We start from the raw sequence: 17,317 nt of genomic DNA, 5'->3' as shown, positions 1-17,317 counted from the left end.
TATGCCATGAGCAAGGAAAAAACCGCGCCGTCGCGCCGGCAGTTCCTGACCAGCGCTGCAGCGCTGGGGGCAGGGGCCGTGGTCGCAACGGCTGCAAAGGCGGCGGACCCCGATCCGTTGATCACCGAAGTGCAGGACTGGGCGACCGGCCTGGGTGACGGCGTCGATGCCACGCCTTACGGCCTGCCGATCAAGTTCGAGGACGATGTCATCCGCCGCAACGTGGAGTGGCTGACCGCCGACACCATCTCTTCGATCAATTTCACGCCGATCCACGCGCTGGACGGCACGATCACACCGGCGGGCTGCGCTTTCGAGCGTCACCACTCCGGCGCGATCGAACTGGCGAAAGACGACTATCGCCTGATGATCAACGGCCTCGTCGACAAGCCGCTGGTCTTCACCTACGACGATCTCGAACGCTTCCCGCGCGAAAACCACGTCTATTTCTGCGAATGCGCGGCCAACACCGGCATGGAATGGGCCGGCGCGCAGTTGAACGGCGCGCAGTTCACCCATGGCATGATCCACAACATGGAATATTCCGGCGTGCCGCTGCGCACCCTGCTGGCCGAGGCCGGCCTGGATGCGGCGGGCGATTTCAAGGACAAGTGGGTCTACGTCGAGGGCGCGGATGCCTCGTCCAACGGCCGCTCCATCCCGATGGAAAAGGCAATGGACGACGTGCTGGTGGCCTTCAAGGCCAATGGCGAAGCGCTGCGCAAGGAGCACGGCTACCCGGCCCGTCTGGTCGTTCCCGGCTGGGAAGGCAACATGTGGGTCAAGTGGCTCCGCCGGATCGAGGTCATGGACGCCCCCGTCCAAAGCCGCGAGGAAACCTCCAAGTACACCGACACGCTGGCGGACGGCACGTCGCGCAAGTGGACGTGGGTGATGGACGCCAAATCCGTGGTGACCTCGCCGAGCCCGCAGGCGCCGATCAAGCACGGGCACGGTCCGGTGGTCATCACAGGCATGGCATGGTCCGGCCACGGCAAGATCGCCCGCGTCGACGTTTCGAAGGATGGCGGCATGACGTGGGAAACCGCGCGACTGGCCAATCCCGGCGACGACAAGGCGTTGGTGCGGTTCTACCTCGACACGGCTTGGGAGGGGGAGGAGTGGCTGCTCCAGTCCCGCGCCATCGACGAGACGGGCTATGTGCAGCCGACCAAGGCACAACTGCGCGCTGTGCGCGGGCTGAACTCGATCTATCACAACAACTGTATCCAGACCTGGCACGTGAAAGCCAATGGGGAGGCGGAAAATGTCGAAGTCTCTTAAACTCTATGGCGGAACCGCTTTCGGTCTCGTGGTTATGCTGACCGCGGCCTACAATTTTGCCGACCGCAACGTTGCGCCGCAACCGAAGAATCCCCCGATGCTGGCGGCGCTGCCCGCCCCGATCCCCGAGCCGGAGGCACCGGTCCAGCAGGCCGAGGCTGCCCCGGCCGAAACTGGCTCGGCCAAAGAGGCGCCGGCCGAGGGTTTGCTTGTCGCCAGCGCACAGGCGGACGAGGCGAGCATGGGCACCCGTTTCGGTTTGGGCCGCGAGGCTTTGCCGGAGGAGGTCGCGGCATGGAACGTGGACGTGCATCCGGACGGCTCCGATCTGCCTGACGGCTCGGGCACGGCTGCCGAAGGCGAGCCTCTCTTCGAGGACAACTGCGCGGTCTGCCACGGCTCCTTCGCGGAAGGTGTCGGCAACTGGCCCAAGCTGGCCGGCGGTGACGGCACTTTGGCCGATGACGACCCGCTGAAGACGGTCGGCTCCTACTGGCCGTACCTGTCGACCGTTTGGGATTACGTCCACCGGTCCATGCCCTTCGGCAACGCTCAGTCTCTGTCGGAGGACGAGGTCTATGCCATCGTGGCGTACATCCTCTATTCAAACGACATTATCGACGACGAGTTCGAACTGTCGCGCGAGACCTGGGGTGAGGTCGAGATGCCCAACGCCGACGGTTTCATCGTCGATGACCGGGCAGAGACGGAGTACAGCCAGTGGCGGACCGAACCCTGCATGGAAAACTGCAAGGACGTTCCGGTGAAGATCACCATGCGCGCCACGGTTCTGGACGTGACCCCCGATCAGGGCGACGACGACACGCCGGAGGAGATGAATAATTCCAACGCCGCCGCGACCGCCCAGCCGGAGGCTGACGCCGCCGTGACGGAGGAGGTCGTGACCGAAGAAGCCGAGGCACCCGCCAGCGAAGAGGCGGTGGTCGAGGAAGTCGCAGCAGAAGGGGACGCTTCGGCGGAGGACGCCGCGCTCGATCCTGAATTGGTCGCCACTGGAGAACGCGTCTTCAAGAAATGTCAGGCCTGCCATCAGGTTGGCGACGGTGCCAAGAACAAGACCGGCCCGATCCTGAACGGCGTTGTCGGCCGTGATATCGCGTCGGTCGACGGATTCAATTACTCCGGCGCTATGGAGGGCATGGACGGGGTCTGGGACAGCGAAGCGCTTCACGCCTTCCTCGCCAAGCCCCGTGATTACGTGAAGGGCACCAAGATGGCCTTCGCGGGGCTCCGTAAGCCAGAGGAAATCGACGCGGTGATCGAGTACCTCAAGGCGCATCCCTGAGGCGTAGCAGGCCAGAGCGGGCCGACGCGCATAATGATTTTGGCGGCTGGCCCCGAATGCAGGGGCCAGCCGTTGTTCTAACTGGTCCTTGGGACATCTCGGGTTCGGAAACGCCGGCACCCCCATTGTTTTCTGTATATCCACATGATGCGCACCGGTTCGACAGGCGCCCGACCTGACCGGGGTCATGCGCGCGATGTGTCTTGCCCGCTTGTCCAAACTCACTGAAGGGCCGGTCCGTACCATCGGCTGCCCAGGCCAGCCAACAGCCAGCTGGCAGGATGTGCCGTGTCATGGTGTCCTGAGCCGCGCTACGCCGGATGCAGCCCCTTGACCTTCGGATCGCAGGGGCGCCATCGGCGGCCATGCCACACGATCACGCGCACCACGACCATGACCACGGGCACGGCCACCATCATCACATCTCACCGGAGCAACTGACCGGGGATCGCCGCATGGCGGCGGCCGTCGGGGTCAACGTGCTTCTGACCTTCGCGCAGATCGTCGGGGGCCTCGTCTCGGGATCGTTGGCGATGATAGCCGATGCGCTGCACAACTTCTCTGACGCGGCCAGTCTGTTGATCGCGGTCTGGGCGCGCAAGGTTGCCCGCCGCCCCGCCGACGACGATATGACCTTCGGCTATGGCCGGGCAGAGGTCGTGGCCGCGCTTGTCAACCTGACGACGCTGATCGTCATCGGCCTTTACCTCGTGTACGAGGCCGTCCTGCGGTTCTTCAGCCCGGAGCCGGTGACCGGTTGGCTGGTTGTCGTCATCGCCAGTGTGGCGCTTGTGGTGGATCTTGTGACAGCTTGGCTGACCTACAAAATGGCGCAGGACAGCGTGAACATCCGGGCCGCCTTCCTTCACAACCTCGCCGACGCGCTGGGGTCGGTGGCGGTGATCCTTGCCGGTACGCTGATCCTGCTGTTCGGCTGGACCTGGGTGGACCCGCTGGTGACGCTGGGCATCGCCGCATACATCCTGTGGCTGGCTGCCAGCGAAATCGGCAGCGTCATCCGAATCCTGATGATGGGCACGCCGCCCCGCATGGCGCCCGAGGACGTGCTGAAAAGCGCCGAGGGAATTGTCGGCGTGACAGAGGTCCACGGTGCGCACCTCTGGCAGATCGACGAGAAGCAGACGGCGCTGATGGCGCATGTGGTCATCGAAAGCGGCGCCTGGTCCCGGGCGGACGCCATCAAGGCGCAGGTCAAGGACGTGCTGCGCCGGGACCACGGGCTTGTCCATGTCACGCTGGAAATGGAATGTGCGGCGCATGTCTGTGTGGAGCCGCGCAGGATCGGCACGTAAAACCGGCGGCTTAGAAGGGATCCCGGTTCCCGTCCCGGGAGTCGCCCGGTGGCTGTCAGACTCGCGGAAATGTGTGCGAAGTTAATGACCGTGTGGCGGTATCGGACGGGTCATGCGTCTTTGCGCCCGATGCAGGAGTTTCGGGCACGGCACCCGGCGCATCTGGCTCGAACCATGAAGTTGCAAATGGCCTGTGCTGTTTCGGCAAGGCGCGCGAAACATTCTCGCGGGTGAATTGTCCGTACCGATTGATGGGGCCGGTTGCGACACGGCGTCTCGTACTTGGGGCCGCGGTCGATGTTTCCATCCCCGGCCAGGCCCAGGAACCGCCCGCGACACGAAGTCCGTCGGCGCGGCAAGTGCCGCCTCACGCGAGGCATGGAACGGGCAATCTGTTCCCTGCCGGAGGAGCGGGGGATGGGCAGCCCGCCTCAAGCGTGAAGGCACATATGCCCGCCGCCACTTGCAGCCCCTCTACCCCGATACTAAGACTCAGGTAACACCTCGACGATACGACACTCAAATGACGCAGCAGCAGGCAGGCCCGAGATGAGAGATCCAGTTGAAACCTACATGAACCTCGTTCCCATGGTTGTCGAACAGACCAGCCGCGGCGAACGTGCCTATGACATCTTTTCGCGCCTGCTGAAGGAACGCATCGTTTTCCTGAACGGCCCGGTGCACGACGGCATGTCGTCGCTGGTGGTGGCGCAGCTTCTTCACCTTGAGGCAGAGAACCCTTCGAAAGAGATTTCGATGTACATCAACTCGCCGGGCGGTGTGGTGACCTCCGGCCTGTCGATCTACGACACGATGCAGTACATCAAGCCGAAGGTTTCCACGCTGGTGGTCGGCCAGGCCGCGTCCATGGGATCGCTCCTGCTCACCGCCGGTGCCGCGGGCATGCGCTTCTCGCTGCCGAACTCGCGCATCATGGTGCACCAGCCCTCCGGCGGATATCAGGGGCAGGCGACGGACATCATGATCCATGCCGAGGAAACGATAAAGCTGAAGCGCCGCCTCAATGAAATCTACGTGAGGCACACCGGCCAGACCTACGAAGCGGTCGAGGCCGCGCTGGAGCGCGACAACTTCATGGACGCCGAAAAGGCCAAGGAATGGGGCCTCATTGACGAGATCGTGACGTCCCGCGTGCCAGAAGGCGAAGAAACAGACAGTTGAACTGCATGGCCCCACCGCCGTTAGGCATGGGGCGAATTTTCGGATTGTCGCGCCGGGAGGGGTGGCCTAAGCTGTCCGGACATTGACGCAAGACGCATGTCCGGGCCGCATTCGGCGACCCTCCGCGGACGATGAAGACCGGGAAACCCGGGAAAGGTTCAGAGCATGGCGACGAATACAGGTGGTGACAGCAAGAACACGCTCTACTGCAGCTTTTGCGGGAAGAGCCAGCACGAGGTGCGCAAACTGATCGCAGGTCCCACCGTCTTCATCTGCGATGAATGTGTCGAACTTTGCATGGATATCATCCGGGAAGAGACAAAGGGCGCCGGCCTCAAGTCGGCAGATGGCGTTCCGACCCCCCGCGAGATCTGTGAAGTGCTGGACGACTACGTGATCGGCCAGATGAAGGCGAAGCGCGTTCTGTCGGTTGCGGTGCACAACCACTACAAGCGCCTCAACCACTCGCAAAAGTCCTCCGACATCGAACTGGCGAAGTCGAACATCCTGCTGATCGGGCCCACGGGCTGCGGCAAGACATTGCTGGCGCAGACGCTGGCGCGCATTCTCGATGTGCCGTTCACCATGGCCGATGCGACCACGCTGACCGAAGCCGGTTATGTGGGCGAGGATGTGGAAAATATCATTCTCAAGCTGCTCCAGGCGTCTGAGTACAACGTGGAGCGGGCGCAGCGCGGCATCGTCTACATCGACGAGGTCGACAAGATCACCCGCAAGTCGGAGAACCCCTCGATCACCCGCGACGTGTCGGGGGAGGGCGTTCAGCAGGCGCTGCTCAAGCTGATGGAGGGCACAGTCGCTTCCGTGCCGCCGCAGGGCGGGCGCAAGCATCCGCAGCAGGAATTCCTCCAGGTGGACACCACCAACATCCTGTTTATCTGCGGCGGTGCCTTCGCCGGACTGGACCGGATCATCGCGCAGCGCGGCAAAGGCTCTGCCATGGGCTTCGGTGCCGATGTGCGGGACAACGACGATCGCGGTGTCGGCGAAATCTTCCGGGATCTCGAACCGGAGGATTTGCTGAAGTTTGGCCTGATCCCGGAATTCGTCGGCCGTCTGCCCGTCGTTGCGACGCTGGAAGACCTGGACGAAGACGCACTGGTGACCATTCTGACGCAGCCGAAGAACGCGCTCGTCAAACAATACCAGCGCCTGTTCGAGATGGAGGACACCGACCTGACCTTCACCGACGATGCGCTGTCTGCCATCGCCAAGAAGGCGATCCAGCGCAAGACCGGCGCAAGGGGGCTGAGGTCCATCCTCGAAGGCATCCTGCTGGACACGATGTTCGAACTGCCGGGCATGGATGAAGTGACCGAGGTCGTCGTGAACGAGGAAGCGGTCAACTCTGACGCCAAGCCGCTGATGATCTACGCCGACCAGAAGAAGGAAGGCACCTCCGCGGGCTGAGGTCCCCGAAGGTATTCGTATTAGAAAAGGGCGGGGGTTTTCCCCGCCCTCTTTCGCGGAAACAACACTTTTCTTGGAGAACAAAGTGACCATCAGACGCATTCATTCCGGCGGGCCGTTCGAAGCGAAGATCGGCTACTGTCGGGCCGTTGTTGCCGGGGGCTTCGTTCATGTCGCCGGGACTGTGGGGCAGGGCGACACCGTCGCCGACCAATGCCGCGCGGCACTGGACGTGATCGGCAAGGCGCTTCAGGAAGCAGGGTCGGGCTTCGACAAGGCTGTGCGCGTCAACTACTACCTGCCCGACGCGGCGGAGTTCGAACCCTGCTGGCCGATCCTGGCGGAAGTGTTCGGTGACAACCCGCCCGCGGCGACAATGATCGAATGCAAGCTGATCGACCCGAAGTACCGGATCGAGATCGAGCTCACCGCGCTTGCCTGACAGGCTTCAGCCTGCGATCTGCAGGGCCTCGTTTGCCAGTTGGTAGTCGGGGCCAAGCAACGCCTGCAGCTCGTCCTCTGGCGGTTGGGCCCAGGCGCTGCCGGTGCCGATGAATCCGCCGGTGACAAGGTCTTTCTGGATCGCCGCAAAGTCGGGTTCTCCGATATGCAGACGTTTGCGCGGCGTGTCCGCGCGGGCCCAGGTGCGGCGCAGACGCTCGATCCAGAGCGGCTTGACCCCCGTGAAACCCTCGATATGGGTCGAAATATGCTGCGTCGCCTTTGATTTTCGCCGCAGTATCATCGCCACCTGCGCATCCGCGCGCCCCGCAAAGGCATAAAGGTGCAGCGAAGATCCTTCCGCCGCGATGACCTGCCTTGCGGCCCGATAGTGCGCGATCTGGACCTCAAGGCTATGCTCTTGCGGGTGGAAGATCGTGTAGCCTTCTGCCTCCAGAAGGGTCTCCAGCGCGGTTTCTCCCAGAAGGGCGCCGCGCTGCGGCCCCAGCCGCGACCGGCTGATGTAGAGCTTTTCCGGACCCTCGGGCTTCACGTCAGAGGCGAAACGTGCCGCCATGGCCGCGCGAAACTCCGGCGTGCCCTTGCTGATCTCCCCAAGGCCAAACCCTTGACCGGGGACCACCAGTTCGTCCGGCCTGGCGGGACTGCGCGCTTCGCGGATGGCAAGCGACGTGCCCATAAGGTCGAAGAACGCCCGATGGAAGCCGGGCGCCGGATCGTCGTTGCCGGGATTTTTCGGCACGAACAGGATGCCGTCGAAGTCCGACTGGTCCATCCCCTCAAGCGCCCAGAGGCGGGTGACGCTCTCGGTGATGAAATGCGGGAAGTAGCGCCACAAAACGCCGCCCCACAACCATTTTCCGGGCAGGCGCTCGATCTCGGCATCGGGCATTGCAGGCGGCACGGTCAGCAGCCGTTGGCCCCGCCATAGACCGGCATGTTGCACCGGCAGCCCTTCGCGCGTCAGCACACCGGTTTCCTGCACGTGGCTGCGGGTGGCGGGCGGTACGACCACCGGCCTCTCCAGCGTCACGGTTTCCCGTGACCAGCCTTCGTTCGGTTTTGGCGGCGACAGGCGTACCTTGCGGATGCAGGTCCAGACGAAGCGGGTCGATTTCTCCTCGACTTTCGCGAAACCGGCGGCGCGCAGCGCGTCCTTGCACTCTTTCGTGCCCTTGGTGCCGTAAAGGCCGGGATGAAACTCGATCACCACGGCGCGGATCCCGTCGAGATTGGCGTGGTTCAGGAAATCCAGCTCCCCGCCCTCGATATCCATGATCAGCACGGAGGGCCTGAACTCCTCCCGGATCTTGTCGAACGCAACTGTCGCCACCTCCACGGGGCGCGTCTGGCGCCCCTCGCGGTCGATCAGCGATGACCCGAGAAAGGAGCTGCGGACATGGAACGTCATGCTCTCCGGCCGGTCGGGCGCGGCGATCACAAGCTGATTGCGGACCTCGATCCGGTCCTCCAGCCCGTTCAGGGCATAGAGCTTCTCGATATGTGGCAGCAGGCTCGGGTTCGCCTCGAACGAGAGCACAGCATCGGGCTTGGCGTTCAGTGCGGTGACGGCCCCCACAACGCCAAGGCCGGCCCCCATTTCCAGCACACGGTCGCCCGCGCGCACTACGGCCAGAGCGCCGGCGATCTCCTCGCCTTCGTAGCGCGCCTCTTCCATCCGCTTGATGCGCGTTTCGGTCAGGAAAGGCGACGGGGGCACTTTGACGCCCTTGCAGACGGCCGCGTGGGTCATTTCGGTCATGGCTGCTCGTTTTACATGCAACGTATGCGGTTTTCTTTCGCCGAAGTGTGCCACGGCGACGCCGCGACACCAGCGATTTTTGGCAAAAGGATGAAGACTGGGGCCATCTGCGTCACCCGGGGCACTGGACCTCGGCCCCGTGTTTGGCCATACAAGCGGTTGAAACGTCGAAGGAGTCGTCCATGGGCATTCTCAACACCCTTCTGCGCGCGGTCACCTGGTGGAACGGCGCAACCCTGAACACCCTGATGTACACGGCGCGCAAGGGCACGAAGGTCGGCGAGGACGAGCAAGGCAATGCCTTCTACACCAATGCCGACGGCAAGCGCTGGGTGATCTTCAACGGTGAGGCGGAGGCAACCCGCGTGTCGCCCGACTGGCACGGCTGGCTGCACTACACTTTCGACGATCTGCCGAGTGAAAAACCGCTGCCGCACAAGGCGTGGGAGAAGTCCCACATCGAGAACCTGACCGGCACAGCGCTGGCCTATGCGCCTCCGGGGTCCATCCGCCAGGCGCATCCTGCCGAACGCAAGGACTACGAGGCCTGGAGCCCGGAATGAGCCATTCGGCCGGCGAAGTCACGCTGGGCGCGGCGGTACTGGCCGGCGCGCTGGCCTTCGGCGTCTACACGATCCAGAGCACGGGCTTTTCGCTTGGCGGTACGGGCTACGACCTCACCGCTTCCTTCCGCTCCATCGAAGGCGTGACTGTCGGCACCGACGTCCGGCTGGCCGGGGTGAAAGTCGGCAGCGTCACTGACATCGTGCTCAATCCGCAGACCTACCGTGCCGATACGGTGGTGACCGTCGAGGAGGGTATCCAGATCCCCGACGACAGCGCGATCATCATCGCGTCCGAGGGGCTTCTCGGCGGCAACTACGTTGAAATTTCGCCGGGCGGGTCGCCGTTCTTCTTCGCTGCGGGGGACGAGATCCTCGACACTCAGGGGTCGGTCAGCCTGCTGTCGCTGCTCCTGAAATACGTCGGTGGAGGAAGCGACGAATGACGATCCGGAAGGCATTTCAGGTGGCTGTGCTGGCGGCCCTGTGCCTTGGCGGCGCGGCGCAGGCACAGGAAGAGGTCAACAGCGGCACTGGTGCCGTGCTGCGTGGCCTCGACAAGCTCAACGCCAAGGTGGCCGACTTTACGCTGAGCAATGGCGAGAACCACGTCATGGGTCTTCTTGAGGTCGTTCTGCGCGAATGCCGTTACCCGGTTGGCGACCCCACAGGTAACGCCTACGCCTTCCTTACCATCCGCGAGGCCGGCGTCGCCCAGCCGGTGTTCGAAGGGTGGATGGTGGCATCGTCGCCGGCGCTCTATCCGCTCGATCACCCGCGCTACGATGTGTGGGTGTTGCGCTGCACGACGGAGTGAAGGGGGAGGGGCGATTGCCCCTTTGCCCAGACATCACGAAACCGAACTCTCTTCCCGGTTGGCCGCATTGCGCGCCACCACCTCCGCGCCGCTGGAAGCCAACGGTGCGCGCCGAAGGTCGGCGTCCACTGTCAGCGCGCGGGCCAGCAGGTGACGGTAATCGGAGCGTGTGATCTCCGACGCGCCGAGCGTCGCAAGGTGGGGTGTCAGGAACTGCGTGTCGAACAGGGTGTAGCCCGTCCGTCCCAGGAGGTCGGTCAGCCATGCCAGAGCGATCTTTGACGCATCGGTGATCCGCGAGAACATGCTTTCCCCGCAAAAGGCACCGCCGACCGAAACGCCGTAGACGCCGCCAACCAGCGCTTCATCCGCCCAGACCTCCAGCGAATGGGCGTGGCCCATGTCGAACAGCGCTTCGTACAGCAGTCGGATTTCGTCGTTGATCCAGGTTTCCGCACGGTCTGCGCAGCCGTCGATCACGCCGCCGAAATCTGTGTTGAGAGTCACCGAATAGTCGTCGCGCTTCAACCGCTTGGCCAGGCTGCGCGAGATGTGGAACTGCTTGATCGGCAAGACACCCCGACGACGCGGGTCGACCCAGAAGATCTCCGGATCGTCGTGGCGTTCGGCCATCGGGAAGATGCCGGAACGGTAGGCGTGCAACAGAAGGTCCGGAGTGACGGTCATGATCCGCGGAAAAGCGACGAGTGCTGTCAGGCAACGGTAGCGGATCGGCGAAGGCGCAGCAAACGGGTGCTGCCGTCGTCGCGCGCAGAGTGCCCGCCAAGGAAAAGGCCGCCCTCGGGGCGGCCCTTCGCGTCAGGCGGTCACTTGAGGCCGCCAGCCTCCAGCCATTTTTCCAGCCAGTGGATGTTGTAGTCGCCGGTGTGGATGTCCTTTTCCCGCAGCAGCGCGTGGAACAGCGGCACCGTGGTATCGACACCGTCGACGATCAATTCGCCCAACGCGCGGTTCAGCCGGGCCAGCGCCTCGGGCCGGTCGCGCCCGTGGACGATCAACTTGCCGATCAGGCTGTCGTAGTAAGGCGGTATGCGATAGCCGTCGTAAAGCGCGGAATCCATACGGACGCCAAGCCCGCCGGGCGCGTGGAAGTGCGAGATCGTGCCGGGCGACGGCCGGAATTCCGGCAACTTCTCGGCGTTGATCCGGACCTCGATCGCGTGGCCGTTGATCTTCAGGTCATCCTGCGTGAACGACAGCTTCTCACCGGCGGCGACGCGGATCTGCTCGCGCACGAGGTCGACGCCAAAGATCGCCTCCGTCACCGGGTGCTCCACCTGCAGACGCGTGTTCATCTCGATGAAGTAGAATTCGCCGTCCTCGTAGAGGAACTCGATGGTGCCCGCGCCGCGATACCCCATTTCCGAAATCGCGTCGGCGCAGATCTTGCCGATCCTGGCGCGTTCTTCGGCGGTGATGCAGGGGCCGGGCGCCTCTTCGAAGACCTTCTGGTGACGGCGCTGCAGCGAACAGTCGCGCTCGCCCAGATGCACACCGCCACCCTGGCCGTCGCCGAACACCTGGATCTCGATGTGGCGCGGCCTCTGGAGGTACTTCTCGATGTAGACCTCGTCGTTGCCGAAGGCGGCTTTCGCCTCCGCCCGCGCGGTCTGGTAGGCGCGCTCCATCTGCGTCTCGTCAGCCGCGACCTTCATGCCGCGACCGCCGCCGCCGGCGGTGGCCTTGATGATGACGGGATACCCGAACTCCGCCCCGATCTTCCTGGCGTCGTCGACCGTGGGCACGCCGCCCGCCGAACCGGGCACACAGGGAATCCCCAGTGCCTTGGCGGTATCCTTGGCGGTGATCTTGTCGCCCATCATCGAGATGTGCTGTGCGGAGGGGCCGATGAAGGTCAGGTCGTGGTCTTCGACGATCTGAACGAAGCGGGCGTTTTCTGACAGGAAGCCGTAGCCCGGGTGGATCGCCGTTGCACCCGTCACTTCGCAGGCCGAAATGATGGCCGGGATCGAAAGGTAGCTGTCGGGCGAGGGCGCGGGACCGATGCAGATGGTTTCATCCGCCATCCGGACGTGCATCGCGTCGGCGTCGGCGGTGGAATGCACCGCGACCGACGGAATGCCCATCTCGCGGCAGGCCCGGATGACGCGGAGCGCAATCTCGCCGCGGTTGGCGATGAGGATCTTGTCGAACATGCTGTTCCTCTTGGGTTTATTCGAGGATGACCAGCGGGGCGCCGTATTCCACGGGTGCGCCGTCCTCGACGAGGATGCGCTTGACGGTGCCGGCGCGGGGGGCCGGGATGTGGTTCATGGTCTTCATCGCTTCGACGATCAGAAGCGTGTCGCCTTCCTTGACTTGCGCGCCCACCGAAATGAAAGACGGCGCGCCCGGTTCGGGCTGCATGTAAACGGTGCCGACCATGGGAGAGGTCACCGCGCCGGGATGGGCCGCCGGGTCCTCCGGCAGTTCCGCTGCCGCGGCGGGGGCCGCGGGTGCTGCTGCGGCGGCTGGTGCAGGGGCTGCGACAGGCGCCGGGGCCGCGTAGGTCGCTGCCGGGGCCGCGCGCGATACTCGCACATTCAGGCTGTCGTCTTCGCCGTACTCCCGTTTGACTTCCAGCTCGGTGAGGTCGTTTTCCTGAAGGACCTCCGCCAGGGCCTTGATGAAGGCCACGTCTGTCTCGTGGGTGTTCTTGCTCATGCCGTCCTCGTGCCGTGCTCTTGCCGCTGCCAATGCCGATGGCGCCCGCGCGCGTGTTCCGCGCAGCCTGAGTGCGCTTATAGGTGAGGTTTGCGGCAGTGAAAAGCGACGCTGGCGCAGATTGCGCGGCTCGGCGCTTAATGCTTGGATCGGCGGCAGGGAGGATCGGGCATGAACATAGCGGAATGGCTGACGCGCGCCGCCGCCGGGGACCCCAGACGCGGGGCGCTTTATGACGGCACGACCTGCGTTTCGGACTATGGCAGCTTCGAGCGGGCCGTGGCTCTGCTGGCCGGCGGTCTGTCGGCGCGTGGTGTTGGGCCAGGCGACCGCGTGGCGATATTCATGAAGAACATGCCGCAATACCTTGTTGCGCTCTTCGCCATATGGCGCGCCGGTGCCGTGGCGGTGCCGATCAACGCCAAGCTTCACGCGCGTGAGGCCGCCTGGATCGTCGGGAACTCCGGTACGTGCCTTGCGCTGGCCTCGCCGCCATTGGCCGGGCCGCTCTCCGAAGTGACCGAAATCCCGGTTGTGGCGACCGGATCGCAGGAGTGGGACGCGCTGTCTGCCGTGCCTTTGCCGACGGTCAGCCGCGCGCCGGACGACCTCGCGTGGCTGTTCTATACCTCCGGCACGACCGGTCGTCCCAAGGGCGTGATGATCACCCACCGGATGCTGGCGACCATGTCGCTGACCTATCAGGCCGACCTCGAACGGGTGGAGCCTGAAGACGCGACGATTTATGCCGCGCCGCTCAGCCACGGGGCCGGTCTTTACAGCGTGATGCACGTCCGCGCTGGTGCGCGTCACGTCTTCCCAGTGTCGGGCAGCTTCGATCCCGGCGAAACTCTTGATCTGGCGGCGCATTTCGGACGTGCGCACATGTTCATGGCGCCGACGATGGTGCAGCGCCTGACCCGCCACGCCCGCGACGCGAACCGCGGTGGAGAGGGCCTCAGGACGATCGTTTACGCCGGCGGGCCGATGTATCTTTCCGATATCCTTGAGGCGACCGATACCTTCGGGCCCGTCTTCGCTCAGATCTACGGTCAGGGCGAATGCCCCATGGGCATCACCGCCCTGACCAAGGCAGAGGTCGGCGACCGGAGGCACCCGAACTGGCGCGCGCGGCTGGGGTCGGTCGGGCGGGCGCAATCCGCGGTCGAGGTTCGAATCGACGGCGCCGGCTCTCCCGGCGAGATCAGCGAGATTCTCGTGCGCGGCGACGTGGTGATGCCGGGCTACTGGCGGAACCCGGAGGCCACCGTAAAGACACTGAGGGACGGGTGGCTGTGCACCGGCGATCTGGGCAGCATGGACGCGGACGGCTACGTCACGCTGAAGGATCGCTCGAAGGACCTGATCATTTCGGGAGGCACCAACATCTATCCGCGAGAGGTCGAGGAAACCTTGTTGGAACACGAAGACGTTCTGGAAGTCGCCGTTCTGGGCCGGCCACATCCGGAATGGGGAGAGGATGTGGTGGCCTTTGTGGTCAGCCGAAGTGTGCTGGACGTGGCCGCGCTGGACGCACATTGCCTTGATCGCATCGCGCGGTTCAAACGTCCCAAGGCCTATTTCCCGGTCGAGGAACTGCCGAAGAACAATTACGGAAAGGTGCTGAAGACCTCCTTGCGCGACATGCTGGCGACATTGCCATAACCGGCCTCTGCCTGGCTGGGCCTTACTTCTTTGACCTCGACATCGCGCGGCGCGGGTCTGGCTGGCGGCTCGGGCATTTCGGGCAACATGAGTTCCGTTTCCTCCCCCGCGTCGGGTTCGCGGTTCGGGAATGGTAGGATCGCGTGCTCGGACGCAGTGGCCTTCGCTGCTTCGGGCGCGGGGGCAGGGGCGCCGATGGCGGATACAGCCTCCTCCGAAGAGTCTTCCGTCGTCTCGTCCGGCTGACCCGCCGCGTGTTCGGTGGCCTGATCGTTCAGCATCTGGCTGATCTTGATCTGCATGATCGACGGCGGTGCGTTATGGTTGCGCGGATCGGGCTTGCCCTGCGCGGTGCTCCAGAACGATGAAGGCGGTTGCGGTGACCCAAGCTGGGTCTCCGGTCGGCGTGCGTCGAGGATTGGATTGATCTTCTGAACATCCACCGTCTTGTCTTCTACGGCGGGCAGGCCTTTTGTCTGGCCCATCACCTGCGGCGCACTCATGTGAGAGAGGCCTGAAAGTTGCATTTCCACTGCTCCGTCCAGCGCGCCCCCACCGGACATGTTTAGCATATGTTCTGCAGTATCGCAGCCTTGCCGCTAGAATTGGAAGGAAATTCTGAGGTACTGCTTAACGCAGGCTAAGAAGAGGTTCAGGATGGCAAGGCCATGCTTGGCCCATCCGTGCGCTTGGGTTGTTTGCAAACGATAGACCGTCAAGATGTGGGCGGCTGGCCATTGGCGCCCCCTGACCAACCTGAAGGTGGAAAACGAAACGCGACCGTCCCTTCGGACGGTCGCGTTCTCTTTTCCTGTCGCCCGTAGCTGTGCGCGAGGCCTCAGTCCCTGTTCATTCTGTTTTCGATGAGGTCGTCGACGACGGCTGGTTCTGCGAGGGTTGAAGTGTCGCCGAGGGCGCCGTAGTCGTTTTCGGCGATCTTGCGCAGGATGCGGCGCATGATCTTGCCGGAGCGGGTTTTCGGCAGTCCTGGGGCCCACTGGATGAGGTCGGGCGAGGCGATGGGGCCGATCTCCTGGCGGACCCAGGTGCGCAGCTCCTTGCGCAGCTCTTCGGTGGGCTCGACGCCGTTCATCAGGGTCACGTAGCAGTAGATGCCCTGGCCCTTGATCTCGTGCGGGTAGCCGACGACCGCGGCCTCGGCGACCTTCTCATGCGCGACGAGGGCCGATTCGACCTCTGCCGTGCCCATGCGGTGGCCCGAGACGTTGATCACGTCGTCGACCCGGCCGGTGATCCAGTAGTCGCCGTCGGCGTCCCGGCGGCAGCCGTCGCCGGAGAAGTAGTAGCCCTTGTAGTCCGAGAAGTAGGTCTTCTCGAACCGTTCGTGGTCGCCCCAGACGGTGCGCATCTGGCCGGGCCAGCTGTCCTTGATGGCCAGCACGCCCTCTGTCGGGACGGCGTCGATCTCTGCCCCGGACTGCGGGTCGAGCACGACCGGCTGGACGCCGAAGAACGGCCGCATCGCGGCGCCGGGTTTCGTGGCATGCGCGCCCGGCAGCGGGGTCATCATGTGCCCGCCGGTTTCGGTCTGCCACCATGTATCGACGATCGGGCAGCGCCCCTGACCGATGACGTCGTTGTACCAGTTCCAGGCCTCCGGGTTGATCGGTTCGCCCACCGTCCCCAGGAGTCGCAGCGAAGATAGATCGCATTTCGTTACGAATTCGTTGCCCTGGCCCATCAGCGCGCGGATCGCGGTCGGCGCGGTGTAGAACTGGTTAACCCGGTGCTTCTCGCAGACCTGCCAGAAGCGGCTGGCGTCGGGCCAGGTGGGCACGCCCTCGAACATCAGCGTGGTCGCGCCGTTCGCCAAGGGCCCGTAGACAATGTAGGAATGCCCGGTGACCCAGCCCACGTCGGCGGTGCACCAGTAGACGTCGCCGTCGTGGTAATCGAAGGTGACCTCGTGGGTGAGGGCGGCGTAAACCAAATATCCACCTGTGGTGTGTACGACTCCCTTCGGCTGCCCCGTGGACCCGGAGGTGTAGAGGATGAAGAGCGGGTCTTCGGCATTCATTTCAACGGGTTGGGAGTAGTCGGAGACTTCCAGCGCCATCTCGTTGTAGTCGAAATCGCGCCCGTCGACCCAGGTGGTCTGGCCGCCGGTGCGCTTCACCACGAGGCACTTCACGCTGTCCTTGCAGTGCAGAAGCGCCTTGTCGGCATTGGTCTTCAGCGGGGTCTTGCGGCCGCCGCGCGGGGCCTCGTCGGCGGTGATCACCAGCTTGGCGTCGCAGCCGTTGACGCGGGCGGCCAGCGCGTCCGGAGAGAAGCCGGCGAAGACGATGGAGTGGATCGCGCCGATGCGGGCGCAGGCGAGCATGGCGTAGGCGGCCTCGGGGATCATCGGCAGGTAGATGACCACGCGGTCGCCCTTGCGGACGCCCAGGCTCTCCAGGACGTTGGCCATGCGGCAGACGCGGCGGTGCAGGTCGTTGTAGGAGATCGACTGCGCCTGCTCGTTGGGGTCGTCGGGCTCGAAGATGATCGCGGTCTGGTTGCCGCGGGTCTCGAGGTGGCGGTCGACGCAGTTGGCCGCGACGTTCAGCGTGCCGTCCCGGAACCACTCGATCGACACCTGGCCGAGGGTGAAATCGACGTTGCGGATCTCCGACGGCTGCTTCATCCAGTCGAGCCGCCCCGCCTGCTCCGACCAGAACGCATCCGGATCGGACACAGAGGCCGCATACATCGCCTCGTACTTCGACGCATCAACATGCGCTCGGGACACCGTATCGGACGACGGCGGATAGGTCTTGGACATTGTCTCTCCTCCCAAATCGGTCAGGGGCAGGGAAAACCTCCCCGCCCCTGAAATCAAGTGGT

General features: G+C 64.1%; 16 protein-coding genes. 10 read left to right on the top strand and 6 right to left on the bottom strand.

Annotated elements, in window-relative coordinates; all coding sequences use genetic code 11:
• The first annotated feature begins 6 nt into the window (after window positions 1-6).
• The 6 genes from soxC to ABFK29_RS16695 all read left to right on the top strand — a co-directional run bounded on the left by soxC (window position 7) and on the right by ABFK29_RS16695 (window position 6,958).
• Entirely contained in the window at window positions 7-1,284 is a 1,278-nt protein-coding gene (gene soxC / locus ABFK29_RS16720; RefSeq protein ID WP_040605126.1) for a sulfite dehydrogenase, read from the top strand.
• On the top strand, window positions 1,268-2,590 hold the full coding sequence (locus ABFK29_RS16715; protein ID WP_040605125.1) for a c-type cytochrome: 1,323 nt from the start codon (window positions 1,268-1,270) through the stop codon (window positions 2,588-2,590). The genes soxC and ABFK29_RS16715 overlap by 17 nt, the downstream gene beginning before the upstream one ends.
• Window positions 2,591-2,955: 365 nt before the next feature.
• Complete coding sequence (locus ABFK29_RS16710) at window positions 2,956-3,903, top strand: cation diffusion facilitator family transporter (RefSeq protein WP_040605124.1); 948 nt, start codon at window positions 2,956-2,958, stop codon at window positions 3,901-3,903.
• A gap of 549 nt (window positions 3,904-4,452) precedes the next feature.
• Window positions 4,453-5,085 (top strand): ATP-dependent Clp protease proteolytic subunit, encoded by a 633-nt coding sequence (locus ABFK29_RS16705; protein ID WP_040605123.1) that lies wholly within the window; start codon window positions 4,453-4,455, stop codon window positions 5,083-5,085.
• 165 nt (window positions 5,086-5,250) lie between these two features.
• Window positions 5,251-6,516 carry an ATP-dependent Clp protease ATP-binding subunit ClpX gene (gene clpX / locus ABFK29_RS16700; RefSeq protein WP_005863263.1) on the top strand — a complete coding sequence of 422 codons (1,266 nt, stop codon included), beginning with the start codon at window positions 5,251-5,253 and terminating at the stop codon, window positions 6,514-6,516.
• An 85-nt stretch (window positions 6,517-6,601) separates the two neighbouring features.
• On the top strand, window positions 6,602-6,958 hold the full coding sequence (locus ABFK29_RS16695; protein WP_040605132.1) for a RidA family protein: 357 nt from the start codon (window positions 6,602-6,604) through the stop codon (window positions 6,956-6,958).
• Between the two features lie 6 nt (window positions 6,959-6,964).
• On the opposite strand, the gene ABFK29_RS16690 is transcribed toward ABFK29_RS16695, so the two are convergent.
• Complete coding sequence (locus ABFK29_RS16690) at window positions 6,965-8,740, bottom strand: FkbM family methyltransferase (RefSeq protein ID WP_005863259.1); 1,776 nt, start codon at window positions 8,738-8,740, stop codon at window positions 6,965-6,967.
• A gap of 182 nt (window positions 8,741-8,922) precedes the next feature.
• Between ABFK29_RS16690 and ABFK29_RS16685 the strand changes: the two genes are divergently transcribed.
• From ABFK29_RS16685 to ABFK29_RS16675, 3 genes are read left to right on the top strand one after another with little or no spacing between them, the layout of a single operon-like run.
• Complete coding sequence (locus ABFK29_RS16685) at window positions 8,923-9,303, top strand: NADH:ubiquinone oxidoreductase subunit NDUFA12 (protein ID WP_005863257.1); 381 nt, start codon at window positions 8,923-8,925, stop codon at window positions 9,301-9,303.
• Entirely contained in the window at window positions 9,300-9,749 is a 450-nt protein-coding gene (gene mlaD / locus ABFK29_RS16680; protein WP_005863255.1) for an outer membrane lipid asymmetry maintenance protein MlaD, read from the top strand. The genes ABFK29_RS16685 and mlaD overlap by 4 nt, the downstream gene beginning before the upstream one ends.
• Entirely contained in the window at window positions 9,746-10,120 is a 375-nt protein-coding gene (locus ABFK29_RS16675) for a DUF2155 domain-containing protein (RefSeq protein WP_005863253.1), read from the top strand. The genes mlaD and ABFK29_RS16675 overlap by 4 nt, the downstream gene beginning before the upstream one ends.
• Window positions 10,121-10,153: 33 nt before the next feature.
• On the opposite strand, the gene aat is transcribed toward ABFK29_RS16675, so the two are convergent.
• From aat to accB, 3 genes are all read right to left on the bottom strand, one after another.
• A complete protein-coding gene (aat, locus tag ABFK29_RS16670; protein WP_005863251.1) occupies window positions 10,154-10,807 on the bottom strand; it encodes a leucyl/phenylalanyl-tRNA--protein transferase in 654 nt (217 codons plus the stop codon).
• A 140-nt stretch (window positions 10,808-10,947) separates the two neighbouring features.
• On the bottom strand, window positions 10,948-12,297 hold the full coding sequence (gene accC, locus ABFK29_RS16665) for an acetyl-CoA carboxylase biotin carboxylase subunit (RefSeq protein ID WP_005863250.1): 1,350 nt from the start codon (window positions 12,295-12,297) through the stop codon (window positions 10,948-10,950).
• Window positions 12,298-12,313: 16 nt separating this feature from the next.
• Window positions 12,314-12,805 (bottom strand): acetyl-CoA carboxylase biotin carboxyl carrier protein, encoded by a 492-nt coding sequence (accB, locus tag ABFK29_RS16660; RefSeq protein WP_005863248.1) that lies wholly within the window; start codon window positions 12,803-12,805, stop codon window positions 12,314-12,316.
• A gap of 171 nt (window positions 12,806-12,976) precedes the next feature.
• Between accB and ABFK29_RS16655 the strand changes: the two genes are divergently transcribed.
• Complete coding sequence (locus ABFK29_RS16655) at window positions 12,977-14,470, top strand: AMP-binding protein (protein WP_005863246.1); 1,494 nt, start codon at window positions 12,977-12,979, stop codon at window positions 14,468-14,470.
• Here ABFK29_RS16655 and ABFK29_RS16650 read toward each other — a convergent pair.
• Window positions 14,416-14,997, bottom strand: coding sequence for a hypothetical protein (locus tag ABFK29_RS16650; protein WP_157136615.1), 582 nt, complete (start codon window positions 14,995-14,997; stop codon window positions 14,416-14,418). The two genes, ABFK29_RS16655 and ABFK29_RS16650, sit on opposite strands and share 55 nt — an antisense overlap.
• Before the next feature lie 311 nt (window positions 14,998-15,308).
• Complete coding sequence (acs, locus tag ABFK29_RS16645; RefSeq protein ID WP_005863244.1) at window positions 15,309-17,255, bottom strand: acetate--CoA ligase; 1,947 nt, start codon at window positions 17,253-17,255, stop codon at window positions 15,309-15,311.
• Window positions 17,256-17,317: the final 62 nt, after the last annotated feature.

Source organism: Sagittula stellata E-37, from assembly GCF_039724765.1.
Lineage (GTDB): Bacteria > Pseudomonadota > Alphaproteobacteria > Rhodobacterales > Rhodobacteraceae > Sagittula > Sagittula stellata.
Note: the sequence above shows the minus strand (reverse complement) of the source record. Positions and strands in the feature narration are given on the sequence as shown.